The organism is Pseudalkalibacillus sp. A8, from assembly GCF_045920555.1.
Lineage (GTDB): Bacteria > Bacillota > Bacilli > Bacillales > Fictibacillaceae > Pseudalkalibacillus.
Genome location: NZ_CP174509.1, coordinates 312,563 through 335,797, shown reverse-complemented (window position 1 = coordinate 335,797; position 23,235 = coordinate 312,563). Strand labels below are relative to the sequence as shown.

24 protein-coding genes are annotated in these 23,235 nt (G+C 41.5%); 5 read left to right on the top strand and 19 right to left on the bottom strand.

All coding sequences use genetic code 11. The features are described 5' to 3' along the window. Window positions 1-34: 34 nt before the first annotated feature. The 4 genes from ACJROX_RS01870 to ACJROX_RS01855 all read right to left on the bottom strand — a co-directional run bounded on the left by ACJROX_RS01870 (window position 35) and on the right by ACJROX_RS01855 (window position 4,645). The gene (locus tag ACJROX_RS01870; protein ID WP_408009094.1) at window positions 35-907 is read right to left on the bottom strand and encodes a carbohydrate ABC transporter permease; all 873 of its coding nucleotides are present in this window, start codon (window positions 905-907) and stop codon (window positions 35-37) included. Window positions 908-921: 14 nt separating this feature from the next. Next, a complete protein-coding gene (locus ACJROX_RS01865; RefSeq protein ID WP_408009093.1) occupies window positions 922-1,803 on the bottom strand; it encodes a carbohydrate ABC transporter permease in 882 nt (293 codons plus the stop codon). Between the two features lie 75 nt (window positions 1,804-1,878). After that, entirely contained in the window at window positions 1,879-3,198 is a 1,320-nt protein-coding gene (locus ACJROX_RS01860; protein WP_408009092.1) for an extracellular solute-binding protein, read from the bottom strand. 424 nt (window positions 3,199-3,622) lie between these two features. Further along, on the bottom strand, window positions 3,623-4,645 hold the full coding sequence (locus ACJROX_RS01855; RefSeq protein ID WP_408009091.1) for a LacI family DNA-binding transcriptional regulator: 1,023 nt from the start codon (window positions 4,643-4,645) through the stop codon (window positions 3,623-3,625). A gap of 834 nt (window positions 4,646-5,479) precedes the next feature. Between ACJROX_RS01855 and ACJROX_RS01850 the strand changes: the two genes are divergently transcribed. Together ACJROX_RS01850 and ACJROX_RS01845 are read left to right on the top strand one after the other, a co-directional pair. Further along, the gene (locus ACJROX_RS01850; protein WP_408009090.1) at window positions 5,480-5,824 is read left to right on the top strand and encodes an ImmA/IrrE family metallo-endopeptidase; all 345 of its coding nucleotides are present in this window, start codon (window positions 5,480-5,482) and stop codon (window positions 5,822-5,824) included. A 16-nt stretch (window positions 5,825-5,840) separates the two neighbouring features. After that, the gene (locus ACJROX_RS01845; protein ID WP_408009089.1) at window positions 5,841-7,019 is read left to right on the top strand and encodes a tyrosine-type recombinase/integrase; all 1,179 of its coding nucleotides are present in this window, start codon (window positions 5,841-5,843) and stop codon (window positions 7,017-7,019) included. 89 nt (window positions 7,020-7,108) lie between these two features. On the opposite strand, the gene groL is transcribed toward ACJROX_RS01845, so the two are convergent. Together groL and groES are read right to left on the bottom strand one after the other, a co-directional pair. Beyond that, window positions 7,109-8,752 (bottom strand): chaperonin GroEL, encoded by a 1,644-nt coding sequence (groL, locus tag ACJROX_RS01840; RefSeq protein ID WP_408009088.1) that lies wholly within the window; start codon window positions 8,750-8,752, stop codon window positions 7,109-7,111. 64 nt (window positions 8,753-8,816) lie between these two features. Further along, the gene (gene groES, locus ACJROX_RS01835) at window positions 8,817-9,101 is read right to left on the bottom strand and encodes a co-chaperone GroES (RefSeq protein ID WP_408009087.1); all 285 of its coding nucleotides are present in this window, start codon (window positions 9,099-9,101) and stop codon (window positions 8,817-8,819) included. Window positions 9,102-9,329: 228 nt separating this feature from the next. On the opposite strand from groES, the gene ACJROX_RS01830 reads away from it, so the two are divergent. Then, complete coding sequence (locus ACJROX_RS01830; RefSeq protein ID WP_408009086.1) at window positions 9,330-10,043, top strand: lysostaphin resistance A-like protein; 714 nt, start codon at window positions 9,330-9,332, stop codon at window positions 10,041-10,043. Beyond that, entirely contained in the window at window positions 10,040-10,243 is a 204-nt protein-coding gene (locus ACJROX_RS01825; protein ID WP_408009085.1) for a DUF4305 domain-containing protein, read from the top strand. Before ACJROX_RS01830 ends, ACJROX_RS01825 begins: the two co-directional genes overlap by 4 nt. 28 nt (window positions 10,244-10,271) lie before the next feature. Here ACJROX_RS01825 and ACJROX_RS01820 read toward each other — a convergent pair whose 3' ends face one another. The 5 genes from ACJROX_RS01820 to moaC form a co-directional block, all read right to left on the bottom strand. Then, window positions 10,272-10,436: a hypothetical protein gene (locus ACJROX_RS01820; protein WP_408009084.1), complete on the bottom strand. Its 165-nt coding sequence runs from the start codon at window positions 10,434-10,436 to the stop codon at window positions 10,272-10,274. 200 nt (window positions 10,437-10,636) lie between these two features. Further along, entirely contained in the window at window positions 10,637-11,389 is a 753-nt protein-coding gene (tatC, locus tag ACJROX_RS01815) for a twin-arginine translocase subunit TatC (protein ID WP_408009083.1), read from the bottom strand. Between the two features lie 18 nt (window positions 11,390-11,407). Then, a complete protein-coding gene (locus tag ACJROX_RS01810) occupies window positions 11,408-11,599 on the bottom strand; it encodes a twin-arginine translocase TatA/TatE family subunit (protein ID WP_408009081.1) in 192 nt (63 codons plus the stop codon). 35 nt (window positions 11,600-11,634) lie between these two features. Further along, window positions 11,635-12,273: a redox-sensing transcriptional repressor Rex gene (locus ACJROX_RS01805; RefSeq protein WP_408009080.1), complete on the bottom strand. Its 639-nt coding sequence runs from the start codon at window positions 12,271-12,273 to the stop codon at window positions 11,635-11,637. A gap of 354 nt (window positions 12,274-12,627) precedes the next feature. Then, window positions 12,628-13,107 (bottom strand): cyclic pyranopterin monophosphate synthase MoaC, encoded by a 480-nt coding sequence (moaC, locus tag ACJROX_RS01800; protein ID WP_408009079.1) that lies wholly within the window; start codon window positions 13,105-13,107, stop codon window positions 12,628-12,630. Between the two features lie 402 nt (window positions 13,108-13,509). Here moaC and ACJROX_RS01795 point away from each other — a divergent pair, with 402 nt between their 5' ends. Then, complete coding sequence (locus tag ACJROX_RS01795; RefSeq protein ID WP_408009078.1) at window positions 13,510-15,441, top strand: ABC-F family ATP-binding cassette domain-containing protein; 1,932 nt, start codon at window positions 13,510-13,512, stop codon at window positions 15,439-15,441. Between the two features lie 990 nt (window positions 15,442-16,431). Here the strand turns inward: ACJROX_RS01795 and tsaD are convergent. From tsaD to leuC, 8 genes are all read right to left on the bottom strand, one after another. Beyond that, the gene (gene tsaD, locus ACJROX_RS01790) at window positions 16,432-17,454 is read right to left on the bottom strand and encodes a tRNA (adenosine(37)-N6)-threonylcarbamoyltransferase complex transferase subunit TsaD (protein WP_408009077.1); all 1,023 of its coding nucleotides are present in this window, start codon (window positions 17,452-17,454) and stop codon (window positions 16,432-16,434) included. Beyond that, the gene (gene rimI, locus ACJROX_RS01785; RefSeq protein WP_408009076.1) at window positions 17,454-17,903 is read right to left on the bottom strand and encodes a ribosomal protein S18-alanine N-acetyltransferase; all 450 of its coding nucleotides are present in this window, start codon (window positions 17,901-17,903) and stop codon (window positions 17,454-17,456) included. Before rimI ends, tsaD begins: the two co-directional genes overlap by 1 nt. Before the next feature lie 9 nt (window positions 17,904-17,912). Continuing rightward, entirely contained in the window at window positions 17,913-18,605 is a 693-nt protein-coding gene (gene tsaB / locus ACJROX_RS01780; protein WP_408009075.1) for a tRNA (adenosine(37)-N6)-threonylcarbamoyltransferase complex dimerization subunit type 1 TsaB, read from the bottom strand. Then, window positions 18,586-19,056 (bottom strand): tRNA (adenosine(37)-N6)-threonylcarbamoyltransferase complex ATPase subunit type 1 TsaE, encoded by a 471-nt coding sequence (tsaE, locus tag ACJROX_RS01775; protein ID WP_408009074.1) that lies wholly within the window; start codon window positions 19,054-19,056, stop codon window positions 18,586-18,588. The genes tsaB and tsaE overlap by 20 nt, the downstream gene beginning before the upstream one ends. Before the next feature lie 16 nt (window positions 19,057-19,072). Then, window positions 19,073-20,047: a thiamine-phosphate kinase gene (gene thiL, locus ACJROX_RS01770; RefSeq protein ID WP_408009073.1), complete on the bottom strand. Its 975-nt coding sequence runs from the start codon at window positions 20,045-20,047 to the stop codon at window positions 19,073-19,075. 138 nt (window positions 20,048-20,185) lie between these two features. Next, on the bottom strand, window positions 20,186-21,139 hold the full coding sequence (gene ilvA / locus ACJROX_RS01765) for a threonine ammonia-lyase (RefSeq protein ID WP_408011555.1): 954 nt from the start codon (window positions 21,137-21,139) through the stop codon (window positions 20,186-20,188). Window positions 21,140-21,195: 56 nt separating this feature from the next. Further along, window positions 21,196-21,783, bottom strand: coding sequence for a 3-isopropylmalate dehydratase small subunit (leuD, locus tag ACJROX_RS01760; protein WP_408009072.1), 588 nt, complete (start codon window positions 21,781-21,783; stop codon window positions 21,196-21,198). 14 nt (window positions 21,784-21,797) lie between these two features. Continuing rightward, entirely contained in the window at window positions 21,798-23,210 is a 1,413-nt protein-coding gene (gene leuC / locus ACJROX_RS01755) for a 3-isopropylmalate dehydratase large subunit (RefSeq protein WP_408009071.1), read from the bottom strand. Between the last annotated feature and the right edge of the window lie 25 nt (window positions 23,211-23,235).

Genomic DNA, 23,235 nt, shown 5'->3' with positions numbered 1-23,235 from the left:
CCCGCACCTCTACTTTGAAGTAATAATTGAGTTTCTACCCTTTTACAGACCCTAAAGTCATACCACTTACAATGTATCTCTGAACTAGTATCGAAAATACCATTACAGGTAAACTGAAACTAACTGCTGCTGCTGTCATGGGACCTAAACCTAAGTTATATGCTGTTAAAAATTCAGAAATTCCAACAGTAGCAGTTTTAGCATTTGTACTAGTTAATAATAAAGCAAACAGAAAGTCATTCCATGCCAGCATAAAGCAAAATATTGAAGTGGTGGCCAAACCAGGTAAGGATACTGGTAGTATTACTTTTATGAAGGAGGTGAATATATTGCAGCCATCTATTCTCGCCGCTTCATCAAATTCTTTCGGAATATTATTAAAGAACCCCATCATTAGCCAGATTGCAAAAGGAACATTTATGCTTGTGTAGGTTATAATCAAAGCTAAATGAGTATCAATCAACCCCATCGAATTAATAATAATATACATGGGGATGGCAATACTTATCATAGGTATCATGCGAATACATAATGTGATCAGAAGAAATAAATTTCCCAACTTCGATGAAAATCTTGCCAGCCCATATGCTGCCAAAGCACCTAGGAACACCGATAAAATTGTACTGATAAAAGCTGTAATAAAACTGTTGAAAAAGTAACTTAATATCGGCATCTGATTAAACATGGAAATATAATTCTCTATTGATAATTCCCTAGGAAAAAATGTTGGAGAGTTACTTATCGCTTCTGAAGATGGTTTTATAGATGTAAAAATAATGTATATATACGGGCTTATAAACAACAGAGCAAGTATGGTCGTGATGAAACCTATGAACTTTTTATTGTGCTGTCTTATCATTTGAATCAGTGTTTTCTTTTCTTGAGTTGTATTACTGAAAGATCCCATTTTACATCTCCTCTTTACTTTTTGTTAGCTTTAAACATACTTACAAGGAAGTAAGAACTCAGTAACAATAAAAGAATAATAAATAGCACTGCCATCGCACTAGATTCACCAACCTCACCGTACCTGGTTAATGTTTTATACATATAAGTACTCAACACTTCTGAAGAATTAGCAGGACCCCCTTGAGTTAAAACCCAAACAATATCAAATGTTCTTGCAGCATCTACTGTTCTTATTAATATCGCTACAACCATTATTGGAAGCAATGATGGCAATGTAATATAAAAAAACGTTTGAATTTTATTTGCCCCATCAATTTTTGCTGACTCATACAACGTAGTTGGAATTCCTTGCAAACCCGCAAGTAATACCAGCATCATAAATGGTGTAGTCAACCAAATATCAGCAATAATGGTCGATAACAGTGCTGTCCTATCGTCCGATAACCATTGAATAGCTTGCCTGCTCGAAGTGATATTCAGGTCATACAACACCTGGTTCACAATACCAAATTGACTATTCAACATGAATTTCCATATCAAACCAGAAACTAAAGGTGCAATCATTAATGGACTGAGCAAAATTGTTCTAACCAACCCGTGACCTTTAAAACCCGTATTCAACAACATAGCGAAAAATAACCCTAAGATAAGCTCTGCACTCACTGCAACAACAACATAAATCAATGTGTTGGTCGTCGCTCCCAGGAAACGCTCTGATTTGATAGATTCTATATAATTGTTTATACCTACAAATGTACCTGAATCTTGAGAGATCATATCCACTTGAAAGAAACTATCTTTAATCAAGAGCATTACAGGAAAGAATAGAAATATAAGCATAAAAATTCCTGCTGGTGCGAAGAATAAAAAGGATATTTTCGATTCCTTAGTCATAAAATTATCCTCCTTCTAAAAATGTTTTTATTGAGAAAAGGACAGGGAGTCAACCTATCCTTTTCATCTTTATGCTTAATTTACGATACCTTCAATTTTCTCTTTTGCTTCCTCTAAGGCTTCCTGAGCTGTGATTTCTCCTCCAAGCACTTTTTGCACTGCAGGGATTAACGCTTCACTTTCAATTTCTTGCCATTGATCAGTTGAGGGACGGTTTTGAGTTTGTTCAGCTTCCAACGTCGTAGCCAAAGGTGCCAAATGAGAATATTTTTCTTCTTGTCCGTACTCTTCAAAAACAGACTGTCTTGCTGCTACACCTAAAGCATCTGCATAAAGTTCATTTTTTTCGTACATAAATTCTAAATACTCTTTAGCCATATCCTTTTTCTTAGATGAAGACGGGATCACTTGATACCAAGGCCCCGGTACCCCACCAATACCTCCTTCACCTGCAATCATTGGAGCAACTCCAACGTTTCCAGCTACACTGGATGTATCAGGATCATTTGCTGGTACATAGAAATGTCCCCACGCTAACATCATCGCTAAGTTTCCGTTGTAAAATAGTTCTGCAGTCTCAGCTGAAGCCGTTTCCAAAGTATTTTCTGGAACGAGACCTTCTGTTGACACTAAATCATCCAACATATTTAATGCTTCTACATGATATTTATCATCTACAATCACTTCTCCGTCCTCATTCATTATCAAGTTATCGGCTCCCGCTTGCGTTACGTGGTCTAACCAACTTGCCACTGAGTCACCCGAGCTTGCCCCAAAAACCGTTGTTCCGTATAACTCCGGAAAATCTTCATTATTGCCAAAGAAACTTGCTACATCCTTATATTGCTCCCAATCTTCAGGTGGCCCTAATTCATATCCAAATTCAGCTTCAAATTTACTTTTATTATTTTCATCTTCAAATAGATCTTTCCTATATAATAATATTTTCGAATTCGTCCATGTCGGTAACCCGTATACGTTTTCTTCAATCGTTGCCCCATCAATCAAACCTGGAAAGAGGTCCCCGCTTATCTCTTCGGTCACGATATCTTGGATAGGTTCCAAACCTTCATAAAGTGCAGGAAGCCAAATTGTATCAATAGTTGCAACATCAAAAGCACCTGCGCCTGTTGTTAATTCTGTCCTCATTCGATCATATACACCCGTATATGGTACAGATTCAATGACCACTTCATAGCCTGTTTCTTCCTGAAAGGCGTCACTTGTTTCATTCGCAACTGTTTCTGCAGGACTTCCTCCTTCGACTAGCACCGTTAATTTCTGATCACTTTCACCATCACCGCTCTCATTTGAAGAGCTATTATTATTGCTGCATGCCGACACCATAATTGCAAAAATTGATAAAATAATAAGAAGTAGTAATTTCTTATTCATACAATAACCTCCAAAAAATATATTTTGTATTGTTCAATTTCTATATTTTATTTCCACCAAAGGCACTGTTCATCTTCTAAACTAACAATCCTCTACTTCAAAAGTGGTTTCAGATTTTGTGATATTTCATTTTTTACCAATAGCTTGGCTTTGAAAATCATTATCTTTTCGAATAACCAGATATAATGACCCCTTGGTTAAGCTATCCCCCTCCCTATAATCTCTTCAACGATAATAGCTCAATTCTCTTAAAGGTTTGTGTCCTTTAAAAATGACAACCCATTCAGCTGACTTCTTAGTTTCCATACATTCATTAAATTTCATCCTCCTAGAAATTTAATATTTATATAAAAAAGCAAAATGCTTTACATACGTTATTTAATCGATTACGTAATCGATTAAATAATAGAGTGAAAAAAATCTATTAAATAGATTTTCTTATTTTTAGGTGAGCTTTCAATTTAATATGATTCGCCTTTATTTGATCTTTATTATTGATACGATTTAAAATACATTCGGCAGCTTTAAACCCAATATCAAAGGCTGGTTGGTTTACTACTGATAATGGCGGGGTAGTTATTTTAGTCCAATCATAGTTATCGTACCCAATCACAGCAATATCTTTGGGCATTAGCAAACCATTATCGTTAATACATTTAATGGAACCCATCGTCATAATATTATTTGCTATAAATAATGAATCAATATTATTAGTAATAAGTTTCTCGGTTAGATCATAACCAGATTGAAAAGTAGACAGTCCTAATTCAATGAACTTTTCGTTAAACTCAATATCATGATCTTTTAATGCTTGTTTGTACCCTTCATATCTTTCATTTATAGTAGTAATACCTAATTCAGAACTGATAAAACCGATCTTCCTATATCCAGATGACACTAATTTCGATACACCGTCATATGTTCCTTGGAAGTTATCAACCAATACATAATCACCCTTATAATTGAGCGGTAACCTATCTATCATAACAATAGGAAATTGATTATCTAATACTTCCTGAATGTGGTTAAAATTATTATTCGTTGGTGCTAAGATCAGTCCATCTACTAACTGGGTATTAAACATTTTTATTCTTTTTATTTCTTCTTGCATATCTTCTTTAGAGTTACTTAATATCAAGTTATATCCTTTACTATTTAAATTTGCTTCAATGCCTTCAGCAATTGACATAAAGAACGATTTAGAAGTATCATCTTCTTTTACAGGAATCAAAAAACCAATCGTATTGGTTTTCGTGCTTCTTAAGCTCCTAGCAGCAGAATTAGGACGATAATCTAGTTCCTTCATAACTTTTTCCACTTTCTCAGTAACTTTTGGAGAGACATATCTTGTTCCATTAATAACATGTGATACAGTTGCAGTTGAAACCTTAGCTCTTTCTGCAACATCTTTAATTCTAATATTTTTCTTTGATTCACTGCTTCCCATATTTTCACTTCCAACATACATAGATGTAATCGCTTACGTAATCGATTAACTAAATGATAATACTACTTCTCATTAAAATCAACCCTATTTCATTATCAACCTTTCAAAGTAAAACGGTAAAGACTAAACGATGTTCTGGGGACACTTCAAATTATTCATTGTTAAAATATAAAAGATATGTCCACTTCTTGCAATAGAATGAGATAACAGCGAGCTTTCTCAATAATTGACGGAAATTGTTCCTCTCCAAACAATTCCGTTTAAGAAACGGACTTTGTGTCCAAGACTAGAGGGTTTTAAATGTTCTCCGACCTCAATCAAATAATTCTTTAACTGATCTAGAGCGAGTTCTCCAGTTTTTACATCTCGAAAATGTTTTAATAGCATTTTGAATTGTAAAGAGTATGTTTCAATGTTTGTAACGAATAATCTCCAATCTTTTTATCTACATAATACTTTTCCCAAGCTTCTGATAAGAACATTGTCTATCACTCTCCAAAACTATGATTTTAAATTTCATTATGGTGTTGGAGGTGAATTCTTATACTTTGGATTTTTCAGTTAAATAATCACTAATATGTTATATTTCATACTTTGACAACCAAATCCATTTTTTGTAATTATTCATTGATAAACAGAACATATGTTCGTATAATGCATGTAAGGAAGGTGATTGGTTTGAGGTTTCCTTACTATACAACCACAACTCTTGAAGACCTAATAACTCAGTGGTATAAAAAACACAAATTCACAGAGCCAAATGATTTAAATGTCTACAGCATTGGAATAGAATCACAAATATTTGTCACATGTAGACCCACTCAAGCTAGTTATATGAAAGTAGGGAAGTTTCAAGAAATTGTCTTGGATAGTCGCCTCCCATATATACAACAACGAGAGCAATTCTTCCATGAGCTTTGCCACGCTGTAAGGCATGCAGGTCGCCAATCTATCATGCCATATTCTTTTTACGAACTTCAGGAAAGAGACGCCAGGCACTTTACTCTCTATGCCTCACTACCCACTCATATGATTAATGATTATAACCTTTCCAATCCAGCCATTATCGATCAGTGGTCTAGAGATTTTAAGATTCCAAAAAAGGTTTGTGTTGAACGTCTAGAAAAAATAAAAAGTCGAATTGTACCATCGGCTAAGTCTAAATTCATTTATATATAAGGAAGGAGGGATAAATATGGCTAATTTCCGAAAAAGAGGTAACAAATGGTACTTCCAAATATATACGGGTATAGATCCGGCTACCGGGAAAAAGAAGTTCACCTCTAAAGGAGGATTCAAGACAAAAAAGGAAGCTCAAATAGCTGCAGTTGAAGTAGAAAAGGAAGTATATGAAAACACATATGTTCAAGAACAAAATATTAACTTTCAAGAATTTATTAGAGAGTGGATCAAGGCTTATAGTGAAACTGCTAAAATTAGTTCTGTAAGAAATCGAAAGCATAATATAGACCACTTAAATAGATTCTTTGGAGGTAAGAAATTAAAAGATGTTACTCGCAAGCAATATCAAGCAATGCTTACTACACTGCATAAAGAAGGGTATGCATTTAATACCTTAGATGGCATTCATTCAACAGGAAGAATGGTTTTCAGGAGAGCCGTGGAATATAACATAATTAAGAACAGTCCATGTGACTTTGCAAAAATCCCCCGTAAGGTGGAAACCGTTGAGGAAGTAGAAAGCAGTAAAAAGGAGATTAAGTTCATGGAAAAAGAAGAGCTCATTCGTTTTCTTAAAACTGCTAAAGAAAATGGGTTAGATAAAGACTACCCTATGTTTTTAACACTTGCTTATAGTGGATTACGTGTAGGTGAGCTTATCGCTTTAAAATGGTCTGATATAGATTTCGATAAAAAAACCCTAAGAGTCACCAAAACTTATTACAATCCCAGAAATAAAACAAAAGAATATCAGTTACTTACCCCTAAGACTAAAGGATCGATTCGAACACTAAAAATGGATGATGGGGTTATGAAGGTTCTCAAAAAACATAAAGAACACCAGGATGATCTCATTAAATTAATGAAGAATGAATATACAAAGTTAGATTTTGTTTTTGCTAAGGAAGTTCGAAATTTTGGATACCCTGAATTTTTAAAGACCGTAAATACTCATATGAGACGTTTATTAAAAATAAGTGGTATCGATAAAAATCTCACTCCCCACTCTTTACGACATACTCACACCTCTCTCCTAATTGAAGCTGGCGTAGGAGTTAAGGAGATACAACAGCGATTAGGCCATGGAGACATAAATACAACTATGAATATTTACGCACATATTACTAAAAACATGGAAGAAAAAGCCTCCCAAAAGTTCAGCGAACTTATGAGAGGCTCTTTAGAATTATAGTGTTTTTCTCGCCAGGTATGTCAAAAGTATGTCAATCTGGCTTTTAGGGTTAAGCTAAACCCTTGGTATCAAGGGTCGTGGGCGCATGATTACATCATGCCGCCCATTCCACCCATTCCGCCCATGCCGCCCATATCAGGCATTCCACCGCCGCCGTTGTTTTCCTCCGGCTTGTCAGCGATGACTGCTTCTGTAGTAAGAAGCATTGCAGATACGGATGCAGCGTTTTGAAGAGCAGAACGCGTAACTTTTGTAGGGTCTACGATACCAGCGTCGATCATGTTGACCCACTCGCCAGTCAATGCGTTGAAACCAATTCCAAGGTCTTCGCCTTTCAGACGTTCAACGACAACAGATCCTTCAAGACCAGCGTTATGTGCGATCTGGCGAATCGGCTCTTCAAGAGCACGTAGAACGATTTTCACACCAGTTTTTTCGTCGCCAGCTGTTTCGATAGCTTGAACAGCCTTCAATACGTTCACCAGCGCTGTTCCACCACCAGAAACGATTCCTTCCTCAACTGCTGCACGAGTTGAGTTCAATGCGTCTTCGATACGAAGCTTACGTTCTTTCAATTCAGTTTCGGTTGCAGCACCAACTTTGATGACTGCTACTCCACCTGCAAGCTTAGCAAGACGCTCTTGTAATTTTTCCTTATCGAATTCAGAAGTTGTTTCTTCCATTTGAGAACGGATCGTGTTCACGCGGCTGGCGATTTTTTCACTCTCTCCAGCACCTTCGACGATTGTTGTGTTTTCTTTAGTGACAACAACCTTGGAAGCTGTACCAAGTTGATCGATATTCGCAGATTTGAGGTCTAGTCCAAGATCCTCAGTAATCACTTCTGCCCCAGTCAAGATCGCGATGTCTTCAAGCATTGCTTTACGACGATCACCGAATCCAGGAGCTTTGACAGCTACCGCGTTGAATGTACCGCGAAGTTTGTTCACAACTAGAGTTGCAAGAGCTTCACCTTCTACATCTTCAGCGATGATCAAGATCGGCTTACCTTGTTGTACAACTTGCTCTAGTACAGGAAGAACTTCTTGGATATTAGAGATCTTCTTGTCTGTTACAAGGATATAAGGGTTTTCAAGGACTGCTTCCATCTTGTCAGAGTCAGAAACCATGTATGGAGAAGCATATCCACGGTCGAATTGCATACCTTCAACCACTTCAAGTTCAGTTGCGAAACCTTTTGATTCTTCGATTGTGATGACGCCGTCGTTTCCGACACGCTCCATCGCTTCAGCAATCAATTGGCCGACTTCATTGTCACCAGATGAAATTGCTGCTACTTGAGCGATTGAGTCCCGGCCTTCAATCGGCTTAGAGATCTTCTTAAGCTCTTCAACTGCAGCTGAAGTCGCCTTTTCGATTCCTTTACGGATGCCCATCGGGTTCGCACCAGATGTTACGTTCTTCAATCCTTCAAGGATCATTGCTTGTGCAAGGACTGTCGCTGTAGTCGTACCGTCACCAGCTACGTCGTTTGTCTTGCTCGCAACTTCAGAAACTAATTTTGCACCCATGTTTTCGAATGCATCTTCAAGTTCGATTTCTTTTGCGATCGTAACTCCGTCATTTGTGATGAGTGGAGAACCGAATTTCTTCTCAAGAACCACGTTACGTCCTTTTGGTCCAAGAGTCACTTTAACTGCATCTGCTAGTGCATCTACACCACGAAGCATGGAGCGACGTGCGTTTTCACTAAATTTAATATCTTTAGCCATTTAAAAAGAACCTCCTTGATTTGTTGTATGTAGGGAATTCTCCCTATCAGATTACTGTTACCGCTTATCCAACAATAGCCAATACGTCAGATTCACGTAAGATTAAGTATTCTTTACCTTGATATTTCACTTCAGTACCAGCGTATTTGGAGTAGATAACAGAGTCTCCTTCAGTGACTTCAAGAGCAACCTTCTCTCCATTATCTGTTACTCGGCCTGTACCTACTGCAACGATTTTACCTTCTTGCGGCTTTTCCTTTGCTGAGTCTGGAAGTACGATTCCGCTCGCAGTTGTTTCTTCGCCTTCTACAAGCTCAACGATAATACGATCACCTAACGGCTTTAACAAGTGAAACACCCTCCTCAAGGATATTAGTTTTTAATTATTAGCACTCTTCATAAGTGAGTGCTAATTCCATTTTTAATATTAATCAATCTTCATTTTTTTTGCAAGTAGGAAGATGAAATTTTCTAAAATTCATTTTTCAGGAATTCATTAGAAAGGAATTTCGCAGGATTGTATGTTAAAATGGGGCATTGAATTAACGAGAAATCTCGAATGAAAGAGGAGAAAAGTTTGAATAAGCGATACGCGTGGATTCTAATCATTTATATATTAATGTTGCTCTCTGGAATCGTTGGAGGTCCGATTTTACTTTCATTAGATGTTCCGAGAGATCAAATACCAGGGCTATGGAATGTGATCAGTTTTACGATCGGCCTTATCATCATTTTCATCCTATTGATTCCTGAGCTTAAAAATCCGTTATACCGGGATGAAAGAGCGAATATTCCACAGACGATCGGCTGGGCAATCCTGGGGATCCCGATGGTATTCATTGCTCAGATCATTGCTGCTTCAATCGAAATGCAGGTTTTCGGAGTGGAACCGGGCTCAAAAAATACCGATATGATCGTCGATTTGACATTATCAGTTCCTTTATTGATTCTCGTCGTATCTGTCATCGGACCGATCCTTGAAGAAATCGTGTTTCGTAAAGTCATTTTTGGCACAATCTATAAACGTACTAATTTCTTCATAGCTGCTTCGATCAGCTCACTTATATTTGCTGTCGTCCATAGAGACTTCAGTCATCTACTCGTCTATGCAGCACTCGGGTTCACCTTCAGCTTTTTATATGTGAAAACGAAACGCTTGATCGTTCCGATCGTAGCCCATGTGGCCGTCAATACATCGGTAATGCTTATACAAGTGGTCTTCCGGGATGAAATACAAGAGCTGGAAAAACAACTACAGAGCACTCAACTTATCATTGGAGGCTTACTATGAGATTTTCACCAACCTTTTGGATCTTCGCCTATTTCATATTAGGTGTAATCTTTACGTATTTAGCGATTTTCTACGCCAGGGAATACGGCGTGTGGTCCTTTTGGCCGCTTATCAATATGGCCCTCGCAGCATATGATTTCCTTAATGCCTACCGCATGATCGAATTAAGGAAAAAATTGAAGAACATGAAGAAAAAATAAGGATTGACCGCTTTTGGTCAATCCTTTTTCAATATCTAGTTTCGTACTTTTCTTCTTCAAACCCTGTTGATGCATTGATGAACCTTCTTTCTGGACTCTTTCCTGAAGAGCCGGAAACCACAATGTCACTTTCATTTTCCAAATCATACGCATGAACAAGCTCATAATCACCTGTCATCTGACTTGGAATCACAAACGTACCTGCAAATTCATATCGTCGCTTTACACTATATATTGGGCATCTTCCAAATCGGTCACCACGGACACCCTTTGCCTTTGGCTAACGGCTACAACAACCTTCACCTTTCGGGACTTGAACCCTAGAGTGTGTGTACATACCGGACACACTAAAAAAAGAGTGCCGAAAAAATATTCGGCCACTCTTCATGTTTGTCATGCACTGTCTTCCTTTTCTGCTTTCGCTGCTGTCCTCATCGCTTTTCGATAGGCGAATCCGGAGATCACAATGCTGATTTCATATAACACAATCAACGGCACTGTCACCATCAGATGCGAAATGAGCTCTGGAGGTGTGATCAGCCCGGCTATGACCAGCAAGACGAAATAGGCGTATTTCCTGATTTTGCGAAGTACCGCTGGTGTCACCAATCCTAATCGTGTCAAGAACATGATCACAACAGGGAATTGGAAGAGGATCCCGAACGGAAGCGTAAGCCGGAATAAGAAATGGAAGTACTCATTGATCCCGTACACTTCATTTACTCCTAATAAATTCGAAAGACCGTTCATGAAATCGATTACGAACGGAAACAGAATGAAGTAGGAGAAGGATAATCCTGCTATAAACAAAATGAATGTAAGCGGGATGTACATCAACGTCGTCTGCCGCTCTCTCTCATACAAACCAGGACTGATGAATGCCCATAACTGATAAAGCGCGATTGGAGAAGTGATCAATAACGCGATCAGAAAGGCGAAATCCAAGAAAACCCTCAGAGGGTCAGTCAGATTGAACACATTCAGTTCTAATCCAGCAGCTTCAGGGGTTTTTTGCAAGTATTGTATGAGCGGCATCGCAAGAAAAAACCCTGCGATGAATGCTGCTATGAAAACGAGTATGACGATAAAAACCCTTTTGCGCAATTCTTCAATATGATTCTGAAGTGTCATTTGTTTTTCCGTCATACAAAACTACCTTCCTATCTATTGCTCGTCTGTTTTAGTCTGATTGTTCTTTTTCTTTTTATCATCGTCATCGTCTACAAGACCGCTCGTTGCGTTCTTGAATTCTTTTAACGTTTTTCCTGCCGCTCTTCCAAGCTCAGGCAATTTTTTAGGGCCGAAAATCAATAATGCTACAACTCCGATTATTATCCAACTTCCTGGACCAAGCATACTGGTCACCTCCTCTAAATCTTTGGATGTTCAAATTAATCCAAGGGGTAATGCTTCAAGAAATAAATCAACGATTGCAGTTCGACTGCAAGATCTATATGATGTATGCGTACATGTTCTGGTACAGTCAATCGCGCGGGTGTGAAGTTCAAGATCCCTTTGACGCCGCTATCGACTAATTGGTCTGCTACTGTCTGTGCGTTATTGGCCGGTACAGTCAAAATCGCAACGGATACATCCTCATCAGCGAAATTTTTCAGATCATTCAAATGATGGATCGGAACGCCGCTGATATCTGTCCCTACTTTTTTCTCATCAACATCAAAAGCCAGCTCTATACGCGTGTTGTCATTTTTCAAGAAGTTATAATGTAATAGGGCTGTCCCTAAATTTCCCACTCCGATCAACATGACCTTCGTCACTTCATCTTGATCGAGCGTTTTCCTGAAGAATGTCAGCAGGTAATTAACATTGTAGCCATAACCCTTCTTACCTAGTGCTCCAAAATAAGAAAAATCCCTTCTTATTGTCGCAGAATCGACTTTTACAGCTTCACTAAGCTCAGAAGAGGAGACACGAAGCTTTCCTGATGAAGAAAGATTTTTCAAAAACCGATAGTACAATGGTAAACGTTTTGCTGTAGCTTGCGGAATTTTTTGATCTTCAACGCTCATCGGACCCCTCCATTCGTTATGAGAACACCAACTGAATCTATTGTTTGATCTATGTTTTATCTATTAGGCTCTGTTATTCTTTATTGTTGATTCTTTCGTGAAATTCACTCCCTTTCCGCGGGCGAAAGAAAAGCGGAAGCGACCCGTTTAGTCACGCAGGTCTCTGGAAGACTGACGAGGAGGCTGTCACCACCACAGGACGTCTGAAGTGATCCAAGTGATTGGTCGCTAAGCTGGACATCACTTCTCTGCGTTTCTCGCTGCGGAGTCTTGCCTGGCTTGCTTTTCCCGCAGGAGTGGCGAATTTCGCTGCAAAAATTTCTATAAAAACTCAACAATATTATTTAACAAAGCTTATCTTCTACGATAATCGCCGCTTTTACCACCTGTCTTTTCAAGCAGGAAGGTCGGGCCGATCACCATACCTTTATCGATCGCTTTACACATATCGTACACTGTGAGGGCAACGGCGGATGCGGCTGTCAACGCCTCCATCTCAACACCAGTATTCCCTTTCGTTTTCACCATCACCTCGATGAGCAATTCATAGGTTTCACCGGTTCTCCAGTCGAACGATATATCTACAGCTTTCAAGGGCAATGGATGACACATCGGAACGATATCAGGCGTCTTTTTGGCAGCCATGATGCCTGCAACCTGGGCAACAGACAGTACATCGCCTTTTTTGACGTTACCGTCCTGGATGGCATTGTAGATTTCTTCAGTCACTTGGACGCTGCTTCGTACTCTTGCTGTCCGTACAGTCGCCTCTTTGTCGGAAATATCCACCATCTTTGCGCGGCCTTGTTCATTGAAATGCGTAAAATCACCCACAGAATCACCATCCTAACAGAGACTATACACCCTTTTTGATAAAAAAGTAAGGGATCAAATAAGGGAATTTATCACAAAACCTTGAATATTGTTTGGTTGCCTGAACTTTCCTTGATAAGCTACACTATTAATATAAGTTCAAAGGTACAATTATACAATCAACGAATTAGAAACAACACCGGCAGAAAACGTCACGTCCTGCGCCTGCGGTAACTCGGCGCAAAACTACATTGATGCTTTCAAATCTGTAGTCTTGTGACAACGCCGGCCCTATCAACGAGCGGTACGTGAACAATTACTTCAGGTGTAACGGTGAATCTTTCTCCAAATATACAAAATCGTAGATGCAGGTACATGAGCTCTCGTTGACCCTTTGAGCTTCCTTAATTGAGGTGAAACAACATGATCGTCATGCAAGTCCAAAACATAACTAAATATTTTGGTGCTGACCTTATTTTATCGAATATTAAACTTGAAGTACAATCCCGGGACAGAATCGCCCTTGTCGGCAGGAACGGTGCTGGTAAATCTACATTGTTGAAAATCATCAGCGGACAGCTGTCACATGATTCCGGTTCGATTATGAAGCCGAAAGAAATTGAAATCGGTTATCTTGCTCAAGATGCTGGATTGGAATCGGACCACTCCATTTGGGAAGAGATGATGGGGGTTTTCGATCATCTGCAAACCATGGAGGCCCAAATCCGTGCACTCGAGGAAAAAATGGGTAAAGAGCATGTTCTGGGTGATGAAGGATTATATGCGAAAATATTGGCGGAGTACGACGCCCTTCAACAAGAATTCCAGCTGAAAGGTGGATACCAATACGAGAACGATATCCGTTCTATTTTACATGGGTTCCGTTTCTTTGAAGAAGATTATGATAAACCGATCTCTTCTTTAAGCGGCGGGCAAAAAACAAGACTCGCTCTCGTCAAGCTGCTTCTTACCCGTCCTGACCTCTTGATTTTGGACGAACCTACCAACCATCTCGATATCGAAACGTTGAATTGGCTAGAGGGATACCTGCAGTCCTATCCTGGCGCGCTGCTGATCGTTTCCCATGACCGCTACTTCTTGGACAAAGTGGTTACACAGGTTTATGAGATCTCCCGCCAAAAAAGCAAGAAGTATCTTGGCAACTACAGCAAGTATGTTGAACTGAAAGCGGAGCAATATGAACAGGAAATGAAAGAGTACGAAAAACAGCAGTCCGAAATCGCGAAACTCCAAGACTTTGTCCAGCGGAACATTGCTCGTGCTTCCACAACCAAACGTGCACAAAGCAAACGGAAGCAGCTCAGCAAAATGGACAAGTTGGACAGGCCGGAAGGCGGAGAGAAATCAGCCCAATTCGGATTTACGATTGAACGCCCTACTGGGAATGACGTTTTAAAGCTCAATGATGTTGCGATTGGCTACGATCGAGAAATTATCGCCAGAAATATCAAACTACAAATTCAAAAAGAAGAAAGCATCGCGCTCGTTGGTCCGAACGGAATTGGAAAATCGACGCTGATCAAAACGATCATGAGACCTGAACGTAAGCTGGATGGCACAATCCAATTCGGCTCAAATGTGCAAATCGGATATTATGATCAAGAACAAGCAAACATCAACAGTAATAAAACGGTTCTGAATGAACTATGGGATGAGTACCCTACCCATATAGAAAAGGATATCCGTACTGTTCTTGGAAACTTCCTTTTCAGTGGTGATGATGTTTTGAAAGGTGTCAATGAATTGAGCGGGGGCCAGAAAGCGAGGCTCGCGCTTGCAAAGTTGATGCTTCAGAAAGCGAATGTCCTCATACTTGATGAGCCTACGAACCATTTGGACCTTGATAGTAAAGAAGTGTTGGAGAATGCTTTGATCGAATACCCAGGCACGATTCTTTTCATTTCACACGACCGCTATTTCATCAATCGTATTGCCACGAGAGTCATAGAGTTATCCCGGGATGGTCTAGAAAACTATCTTGGAGATTATGATTACTATACAGAGAAAAAAGCGGAACAGGCCGAGTTTGAACGTATCGAGGCAGAAGAACAGAATCGAGCTCAGCAACACACTCCGGTCACGGAACAAAAGGAAAAGTTCCAAATCGATAAACAGGCGAAAAAAGAAGAGCGGAAACGTCTTCGTAGAGTTGAAGAAATCGAATTGAAAATTGAAGAGTTAGAGAAAGCGATCGAAGACTATGAAACTGAGCTGAGCAAACCTGAGGTTTTTCAAGATTATGAAAAATCCCAGGAATACAACCAGAAACTCGAAGCCTCTAATAAAGAGTTGGAACACCTTATGGAAGAATGGGAAAGTTTACAACTGAATTAATACGGGTATGAAAGGATGAATGACTCCTATGGGTCACTCATTCTTTTTTTTCAAAAGATAAGAAAGCATAAAAACCAGCGATGAAGCAATGTCTGGCTCAAACGCCCAACCCACTTGGATCACTTCAATCCTCCTCGTTGGACTTTTAGTGACCTTGGTGGCTGATCAGGTCGTTTGAGCTTTTCTTTATCGTCAAAATAATAAACATATACACATAATCCACAGAGTTATACACAGTACTGGTAGCAATTCTTCCGTTTTTTTGTCGATTTTTCCACAATATCCACAAAAAACCCCTGGTTTACCCACAAAACTTTATTCACATCCACAACAGCTTATTTTTCTATAGTCTGAAGTTGTTATCCACAATGTTCACAACTTGTGGATAAAAGTTCTCCACACCATAGTTCGACGATATTCGACTCTTTCAGAGACTTTTTGGATAGGAAAGAACGACGAGACTGGTCTTTTTCTCTGTTTTAGCTTAGGCATCTCATACAATTTTGATCCTGGATGACAGGTTATGTCGATTTATGCGGTTAATTTTTCCTTTAAGAGATATGTTATCCACACGCGTGACTCGCAATATCCCATATTTGGACCATCTTTAAAAAACTCCTTCCCAGCTATAAAATTTCAAAATTATCTTTAAAAATTCCTGATTACCATTAAAGATCGAAATTTATCTTTAAAACCGTCAAAATATCTTTAAAACAGCAGGAAGCTGCTACTTTAGACAATAATCCAGAACCATCAAAAGTCATAATTCGGGTGGAAAGCGACTATAGTCCGCTTTCCTTTTTCGACACTGTATAAGATTAGGATACAAGGCTGTCTGGAGTTGGATTCACACTGAAATCCGTTGGAATCACGCTGTTTTTTGATAATCACGCCAATTTCGAAATAATCAAGCCAAACAAGATCTTCTTACTATGTCACCAAATTGAAAAAGACCCGGCCTGCCGGGTCTATATTCACTCCTCTATTTATTTAAAATGCTTCCAATTCGAGTCCTGGGTTGCCATTCAGTTTCATATCCGCTCGTTTTCCTTTTTGGTACTCGATCGAGCCTGCTGCAGCGATCATCGCCGCATTATCGGTACAGAGCCATAATGGCGGAATCGATAACCGGATTCCTGTGTCAGCAAAACGGTCTGTCAATTTTCCACGCAAACCTTTATTCGCTGCTACTCCTCCAGCTACGACAACCTGTTTCACACCATACTCGCGTGCAGCACGATATGTTTTTTCGACGAGGACCTCAATGACACTTTCCTGGAAACTCGCTGCAAGATCATTTGGGTTGATTTCTTCCCCACGCTGTGTTGCATTGTGAAGGGTGTTGATCACAGCAGATTTCAATCCGCTGAAACTGAAATCGAATGAATCCGGTTCAAGCCAGGCGCGTGGTAGATCGATCAACGCGGAGCCCTCTGCTGCCATTTTATCAATGTGAGGACCTCCCGGATAAGGGAGCTTCAGTGTTCGAGCAACTTTATCATAAGCTTCGCCAGCTGCGTCATCCCGTGTCTCCCCTATGATTTCATATGAACCGTGTTCTTTCATCAGGATCAATTCGGTGTGACCTCCTGAAACGACGAGGGCAAGCAAAGGAAATTCTTCCATTGGTTCCTGCAAGCGATTGGCATAAATGTGCCCAGCAATATGATGGACTGAGACGAGCGGTATACCGTGTGCTAACGCGAGTGCTTTCGCTGAATTAACTCCGATCAACAGTGCGCCTACCAATCCAGGGCCTTCTGTTACAGCGATTGCTGATATATCGGCAAACTCAACTCCCGCTTCCTTCATCGCTTCTTCAATGACGATTGTGATCTGCTCGACATGATGACGGGAGGCAATTTCAGGAACGACACCGCCGAACCGCTTATGGCTTTCGATTTGGGAAGCAACGACATTCGAAAGCAGCTCCTTACCATTCTTTACAATGGCTGCAGCCGTCTCGTCACAGCTTGTTTCAATTCCTAATATGATTTCCTCTTTTTCCTGCATTATAAATTCACCCACATTACTAAAGCGTCTTCTCCGTTGTCTGTATAATAGTTCTTTCGTATACCGCCGTTCTCGAATCCAAATTTACGGTAAAGGCGTTGTGCGACTTGATTGCTTAACCGTACCTCTAACGTCATAGTCTTGGCCCCCATTGTCCGGGCTTGTTCCATCGCTTTCCTCATCAAGGCATCCCCGTATTTTTTCCCTCTGAATTCAGGGATGATCGCGATGTTGGTGATATGTGCCTCATCGATGATGATCCAAATGCCGCAGTAGCCGATCGGCTTTTCATCCACCTCCAGAATAAGGTAGGTGGCAAATTGATTGTTCACAACCTCATTGTAAAAGGCGTCTTTACTCCACGGATTCGGGAAAGAGGCTCTTTCTATTTTCATAACATCTTCCAGGTCATCTAATGTCATGACACGAAAAGTCAGATTTTCAACCATTTCAGGCACCTACTTTTTCTGGTCCGCAAGCCACTTCGCTTCTGCTTCAGCTAAACGTAAGTAACTTGGTGTAAAGGTATGGGGATCTTCCCCTTCGCGTGCCACCCCAAGTGCAGCAAGTTCGGAAGCACGTGGATTGTGATCAGCTGCTTGTCCGAATACGGCCCTCTCACCGAGCAGTTCATCGATTTTCTCTCGGTGGAGCGGGAGATCATTCCCCAAAAACAGCACCTTCTTGGATTCGTCTTTAATCGTATCGATCCAATCGGTCAGTTGCATGATTCGTTCTTCTTGAAGCAGTTGAAAGCGGTTATCCAGATTCCCATAAAGACCTGTATAAATCTGCCCTCGTCTGCCGTCGAACAACGGACAGACCCAACCATCGAAGTATTTACCGTTCTGGGCAAGGACTTCAAGGCTGGAGACACCCGTAATCGGAATGTTCAGCGACCATGCCATCGTTTTGGCGACAGATACACCGATCCGGACACCTGTAAATGAGCCAGGCCCTTTCGCCACTATGATACGGTCGAGTTCTTTCGGCTGTATATCAACTTCCTCTAAAAGATTGGCTATGGCCGGCATCAGGCGGACCGAATGATTCTTTTTCATATTGGTCGTCAGTTCACCGACGATTTTGCCATCAGATATCACGGAAACCCCCATGACCAGGTTGGATGTATCAATCGCTAATACTTTCATTCCTTAACTCCTCACATACGCTGTTCGAACGTTCTCCTGTCGGTTCGATCATCAATTCACGTTCATCATCGCCGACACGGCGGATTGTGATTGCTAAACGATCAGCAGGTAAAAAATCTTCGATGAGGTGGGCCCATTCGACTACTGTCACACCTTCACCTTCGAAGTATTCATCAAAACCCAGATCCTCATCGCTGTCTTCCAAGCGATAGACGTCCATATGATATAACGGAAGACGCCCCTTATATTCACGGATGATCGTGAAAGTCGGGCTTTTCACAACTCTCTTGATATGTAATCCTTCAGCCAGCCCTTTCGTAAACGTCGTCTTACCAGCTCCAAGATCCCCTTCTAACGTGATAACGTCACCTGGCTTCAAATATTCTGCCAAACGGGCACCGAACTTTATCGTTTCTTCTGGACTTGTCAATCTATATTGTAATGAATCCATTTCTATCACCTGGTTCTCATTCACTAAAATGATTGTATCCTTTTTTGGAAACCGGAGTCGTATCATTCTCTTGAAGAAGACTGACTTCCGCTTTCCCTTCCACAACTTCTCCGATTTCATGGATTTCTTGTCCCTTTTCGCGGAACAGGTTTACTAAAGAAGGCCAATTTTCCCTCGGTACAGTGCCCACCAATTGAAAATCCTCCCCGCCGTAAAGCATCCAATCCAATACTTGTTCAGACGGAAAATGATTGAATTCCTCTACAGTCGGAAGCTGTTCATAACGGATCTGTATATGTACATTGCTCGATTCAGCGATTTCATGCGATTCGCTGCCAAGACCGTCACTAATATCGTTTAACGCAATTTTATACCCACTTTCAGCGAGAAGCAACCCCGCTTCGACTTGCGGGACGGGGAGCTGGTGCGCTTCAACCAACTTTTTCAAATTCTCGGAAACTCGGTCCTCCAATAGGAGTTCAAGTCCTGCGGCTGACAACCCGACCGGCCCTGTCAAAAATACCACATCACCAGGTAGGGCGTTTTTCCGCAGAAGCTTCCGGCCCTTTAGAACCCGACCATGCACGGTAACCGACACGACGAGTGGGCCTGGCGTAGAAACGGTGTCACCCCCGATGAGGTCGAGCTTGTAATTGTCAGCTAAGTCTTCCATCCCCTGGTAGATCTCTTGCAGCTCTGCTTCAGACCAGTTCTCAGGGATTGCAATCGAGACGAGATAGAACCTCGGGGTGCCGCCCATAGCTGCAACATCACTGATATTTACGCCTAAAGCTTTGTGTCCGATCTGATAAGGGGTCATCGTTTTCCGGCTGAAGTGGATGTTCTCGACCATCGTATCCACACATAAGATGTCATCGAAACCTGCCTCCGGGCGGATGAGTGCTGCGTCATCACCAATCCCTTCAATCAGTGTTGGTTGATGGTTCTGTTTCGGTGTGATGCTCTCGATCCATTCGAATTCATCTTTCATCAGATCACAATCCCTTTCTGTTCTATCCCTCTACATTATAGTCTATTAGTAAGACAGAAAAACCTTAGGCTTATTCCTAAGGTTTTCCTAACAATATTCTATCCTATTCCCAATGAAAATCCTACTGGATTGCTATGCTTAAGACATCGAAGTCAGTGGTCGATCATCGTTATATCGATGACTTAACTTCCTATAATGGTCAAGTTTACTGAGATCGACATTCCCTCCGCTTACGATACAGCCGACCTTTTCCCTTTTTCCGGAAATCTTGTTGCATAATAGTGAGGCGACTGCTACGGCACCTGCCCCTTCAACCAGCGTCTTTTCCCTTTCGAGCATGAACATGATCGCATAAGCAATTTCTTCATCACTTACCGTCACCATTTCATCAACGAACTGTTCAATGATCGGGTACGTACGCTTTCCTGGTTTTTTCACTACAATCCCATCGGCTATGCTTTTCACCTGGTTCAGGTAGCCGGTATTCTTCCCTGTGAATTGATTGTATGTCGCAGGTGCTCCTGTAGACTGGACCCCGATCACCTTCAAATGAGGGTGGAAGGTTTTAGCGGCGACCGCAATTCCGGAAATCAGGCCACCACCTCCGACTGGTACAATGATTGTATCCAAGTCTGGACATTGCTGCATCATTTCTAATGCGATTGTGCCTTGCCCTGCCATGACTTTCTCATCATCAAAAGCATGAACGAAAGTAGAACCATTTGCAAGCATATCTTCACTGGCTGCCGTGTAGGCTTCCTGATACGTCTCTCCTGTCAACTTGATTTCGGCACCATACGATTTCGTAGCATCCACTTTGGCCTGCGGCGTCTTCTTCGGCATGAAAATCTTAGCTGTTATCGACCTTTCAGAAGCGGCTAACGCAACCCCTTGTGCGTGATTCCCTGCTGAGGCACAAACGATTCCACGTTCAGCTTCTTCTTCTGTAAGTGAACAAATCTTATTCAGGGCACCCCGTAATTTGAAGGACCCTGTCCGTTGCAGGTTCTCCATTTTCAAGTACACTTGACGGCCAGTGAGACGGTTCAAGGTCTTTGACTGCTTCAGCGGTGTCCTGTGGACGTCATGCATCAAATTTTCTACTGCCTGTACGATCTCAGTACCATTTAAGAAATTCCCAACACACTTCACTCCTGTCTTGTTTTTTCATATTGTTCAATCTGTTCCTCATAAGAAAGGGTGATTGATATTTCATCCCATCCATTCAGTAGCATCTGTTTCCAATACGGATCGATTTCAAAGGTTGACTCAAATCTTTCTCCATCATGGACGGTTTGTTGCTCTAAATTTACGGTCAGCGAATAGTCTGCCCGTAAGCCTTTTTCTAATAACGTTTCGACTTCAGTGTGATCCAACTTGATCGGCAGCACCCCATTCTTCAAGCAATTGTTATAAAATATGTCAGCGAAGCTTGGAGCTATGACGACTTCAAAACCGAAGTCCTGAAGTGCCCACGGGGCGTGTTCACGGGAGGAGCCACAGCCGAAATTCTCTCCTCCGACTATAATCGATGCTCCCTCATACTTCGCATCATCCAAATGGAAATCTTTGCGTAATTCGCCATCGTCATCGTACCGCCAATGAAAGAAAAGGAATTGACCGAACCCTTGGCGGTCGATCTTTTTCAGGAATTGCTTCGGAATGATCTGATCTGTATCTACATGATCCCGATCCAGCGGGAAAACTTTTCCGTTGATTTCATGGATTCCTTTCATGACTCTCACTTCCTCTAATGTACTACTGTCATCATTTCACGGACATCTGTAAAACGTCCTTCAATCGCTGCCGCCGCTGCCATCGCCGGACTTACAAGATGAGTGCGCGACCCGTTCCCTTGTCTTCCTTCAAAGTTCCGGTTAGACGTCGAAGCACAGCGTTTTCCTGGTGGCACGATGTCATCGTTCATCGCCAGGCACATGCTGCAGCCGGATTCCCGCCATTCAAACCCTGCATCCAGGAAGATTTCGTGCAAGCCCTCTTCCTCTGCCTGGTTTTTTACAGATTGTGAACCAGGCACAACAAGGGCAGTCACACTGTCCTTGACCTTCCTGCCTTTCACAACCTCTGCTGCTGCCCTTAAATCACTTAAACGTGAATTCGTACAAGATCCGATGAAGACGAAATCGATTGGAACTTCATCGATTTTTTCGCCGCCTTCAAGGCCCATGTAAGCCAGAGCTCTCTGAACAGCCTCTTGCTCCGATTTTTTCGTGAATTGATCCGAAGATGGCACATGGCTACTGATGCTGATCCCCATTGATGGATTCGTCCCCCACGTCACCTGTGGTTGAATTTCAGAACCATCGATTTGAAGGGTTTTGTCATAGCTCGCTCCCTTATCTGAGGCGAATGACTTCCATTTCTCAACAACTGTTTGGAACTGGTCTCCATCCGGAACATGACGTTTCCCTTTCAAATAATCGAAAGTGGTTTCATCCGGACTGATGATCCCAGCTTTTGCTCCTGCTTCAATGGACATGTTGCAGACCGTCATCCTCTCCTCCATTGTGAGGTTCCTGATCGCATCTCCTGTGAATTCGATTACATGCCCTGATCCTGCACCGACGCCGAATTTTGCAATGATTCCCAAGATGAGATCCTTGGCAGTCACACCGAAACCGAGTTTACCTGTGACTTCAATCTGCAATGTTTTCGGCTTTGATTGCCAGAGTGTCTGGGTGGCAAGGACATGTTCGACTTCACTTGTACCGATCCCGAATGCTAAGGCCCCGAATGCCCCGTGTGTGGAGGTATGACTATCTCCACACACGATTGTTTTACCGGGTTGTGTAAGACCTAATTCTGGACCGATGACATGGACGATACCTTGATCTGGATGATGGATATCGGCAAGCTCGATGCCGAATTCCTTACAGTTCTCATCAAGCCTTGTCATCTGTGTTTTTGCTACCTCATCGTTGATCACTGTCCGGTTGACCGTTGGTACATTATGGTCCATCGTTGCGAACGTAAGATCCGGCCGTCTCACTGACCTGTCCTTCAACCTCAACCCTTCAAACGCTTGGGGAGAGGTGACTTCATGAACAAGGTGGAGATCGATGTATAACAGATCCGGCTTACCGCTTTCCTGATAGACGACGTGTTCATCCCACAATTTTTCAATGATATTCTTTGGTTTCACTTCAATTTCCTCCACTGCTCAGGGT

Bases quoted from the DNA above. Each gene is read 5' to 3' on its own strand.
- ACJROX_RS01870 (WP_408009094.1), bottom strand. From the start codon at position 907: ATGGGATCTTTCAGTAATACAACTCAAGAAAAGAAAACACTGATTCAA.
- ACJROX_RS01865 (WP_408009093.1), bottom strand. From the start codon at position 1,803: ATGACTAAGGAATCGAAAATATCCTTTTTATTCTTCGCACCAGCAGGA.
- ACJROX_RS01860 (WP_408009092.1), bottom strand. From the start codon at position 3,198: ATGAATAAGAAATTACTACTTCTTATTATTTTATCAATTTTTGCAATT.
- ACJROX_RS01855 (WP_408009091.1), bottom strand. From the start codon at position 4,645: ATGGGAAGCAGTGAATCAAAGAAAAATATTAGAATTAAAGATGTTGCA.
- ACJROX_RS01850 (WP_408009090.1), top strand. From the start codon at position 5,480: ATGAAAGTAGGGAAGTTTCAAGAAATTGTCTTGGATAGTCGCCTCCCA.
- ACJROX_RS01845 (WP_408009089.1), top strand. From the start codon at position 5,841: ATGGCTAATTTCCGAAAAAGAGGTAACAAATGGTACTTCCAAATATAT.
- groL (WP_408009088.1), bottom strand. From the start codon at position 8,752: ATGGCTAAAGATATTAAATTTAGTGAAAACGCACGTCGCTCCATGCTT.
- ACJROX_RS01825 (WP_408009085.1), top strand. From the start codon at position 10,040: ATGAGATTTTCACCAACCTTTTGGATCTTCGCCTATTTCATATTAGGT.
- tatC (WP_408009083.1), bottom strand. From the start codon at position 11,389: ATGACGGAAAAACAAATGACACTTCAGAATCATATTGAAGAATTGCGC.
- ACJROX_RS01810 (WP_408009081.1), bottom strand. From the start codon at position 11,599: ATGCTTGGTCCAGGAAGTTGGATAATAATCGGAGTTGTAGCATTATTG.
- ACJROX_RS01805 (WP_408009080.1), bottom strand. From the start codon at position 12,273: ATGAGCGTTGAAGATCAAAAAATTCCGCAAGCTACAGCAAAACGTTTA.
- ACJROX_RS01795 (WP_408009078.1), top strand. From the start codon at position 13,510: ATGATCGTCATGCAAGTCCAAAACATAACTAAATATTTTGGTGCTGAC.
- tsaD (WP_408009077.1), bottom strand. From the start codon at position 17,454: ATGCAGGAAAAAGAGGAAATCATATTAGGAATTGAAACAAGCTGTGAC.
- rimI (WP_408009076.1), bottom strand. From the start codon at position 17,903: ATGGTTGAAAATCTGACTTTTCGTGTCATGACATTAGATGACCTGGAA.
- tsaB (WP_408009075.1), bottom strand. From the start codon at position 18,605: ATGAAAGTATTAGCGATTGATACATCCAACCTGGTCATGGGGGTTTCC.
- tsaE (WP_408009074.1), bottom strand. From the start codon at position 19,056: ATGGATTCATTACAATATAGATTGACAAGTCCAGAAGAAACGATAAAG.
- thiL (WP_408009073.1), bottom strand. From the start codon at position 20,047: ATGAAAGATGAATTCGAATGGATCGAGAGCATCACACCGAAACAGAAC.
- ilvA (WP_408011555.1), bottom strand. From the start codon at position 21,139: ATGCATGACGTCCACAGGACACCGCTGAAGCAGTCAAAGACCTTGAAC.
- leuD (WP_408009072.1), bottom strand. From the start codon at position 21,783: ATGAAAGGAATCCATGAAATCAACGGAAAAGTTTTCCCGCTGGATCGG.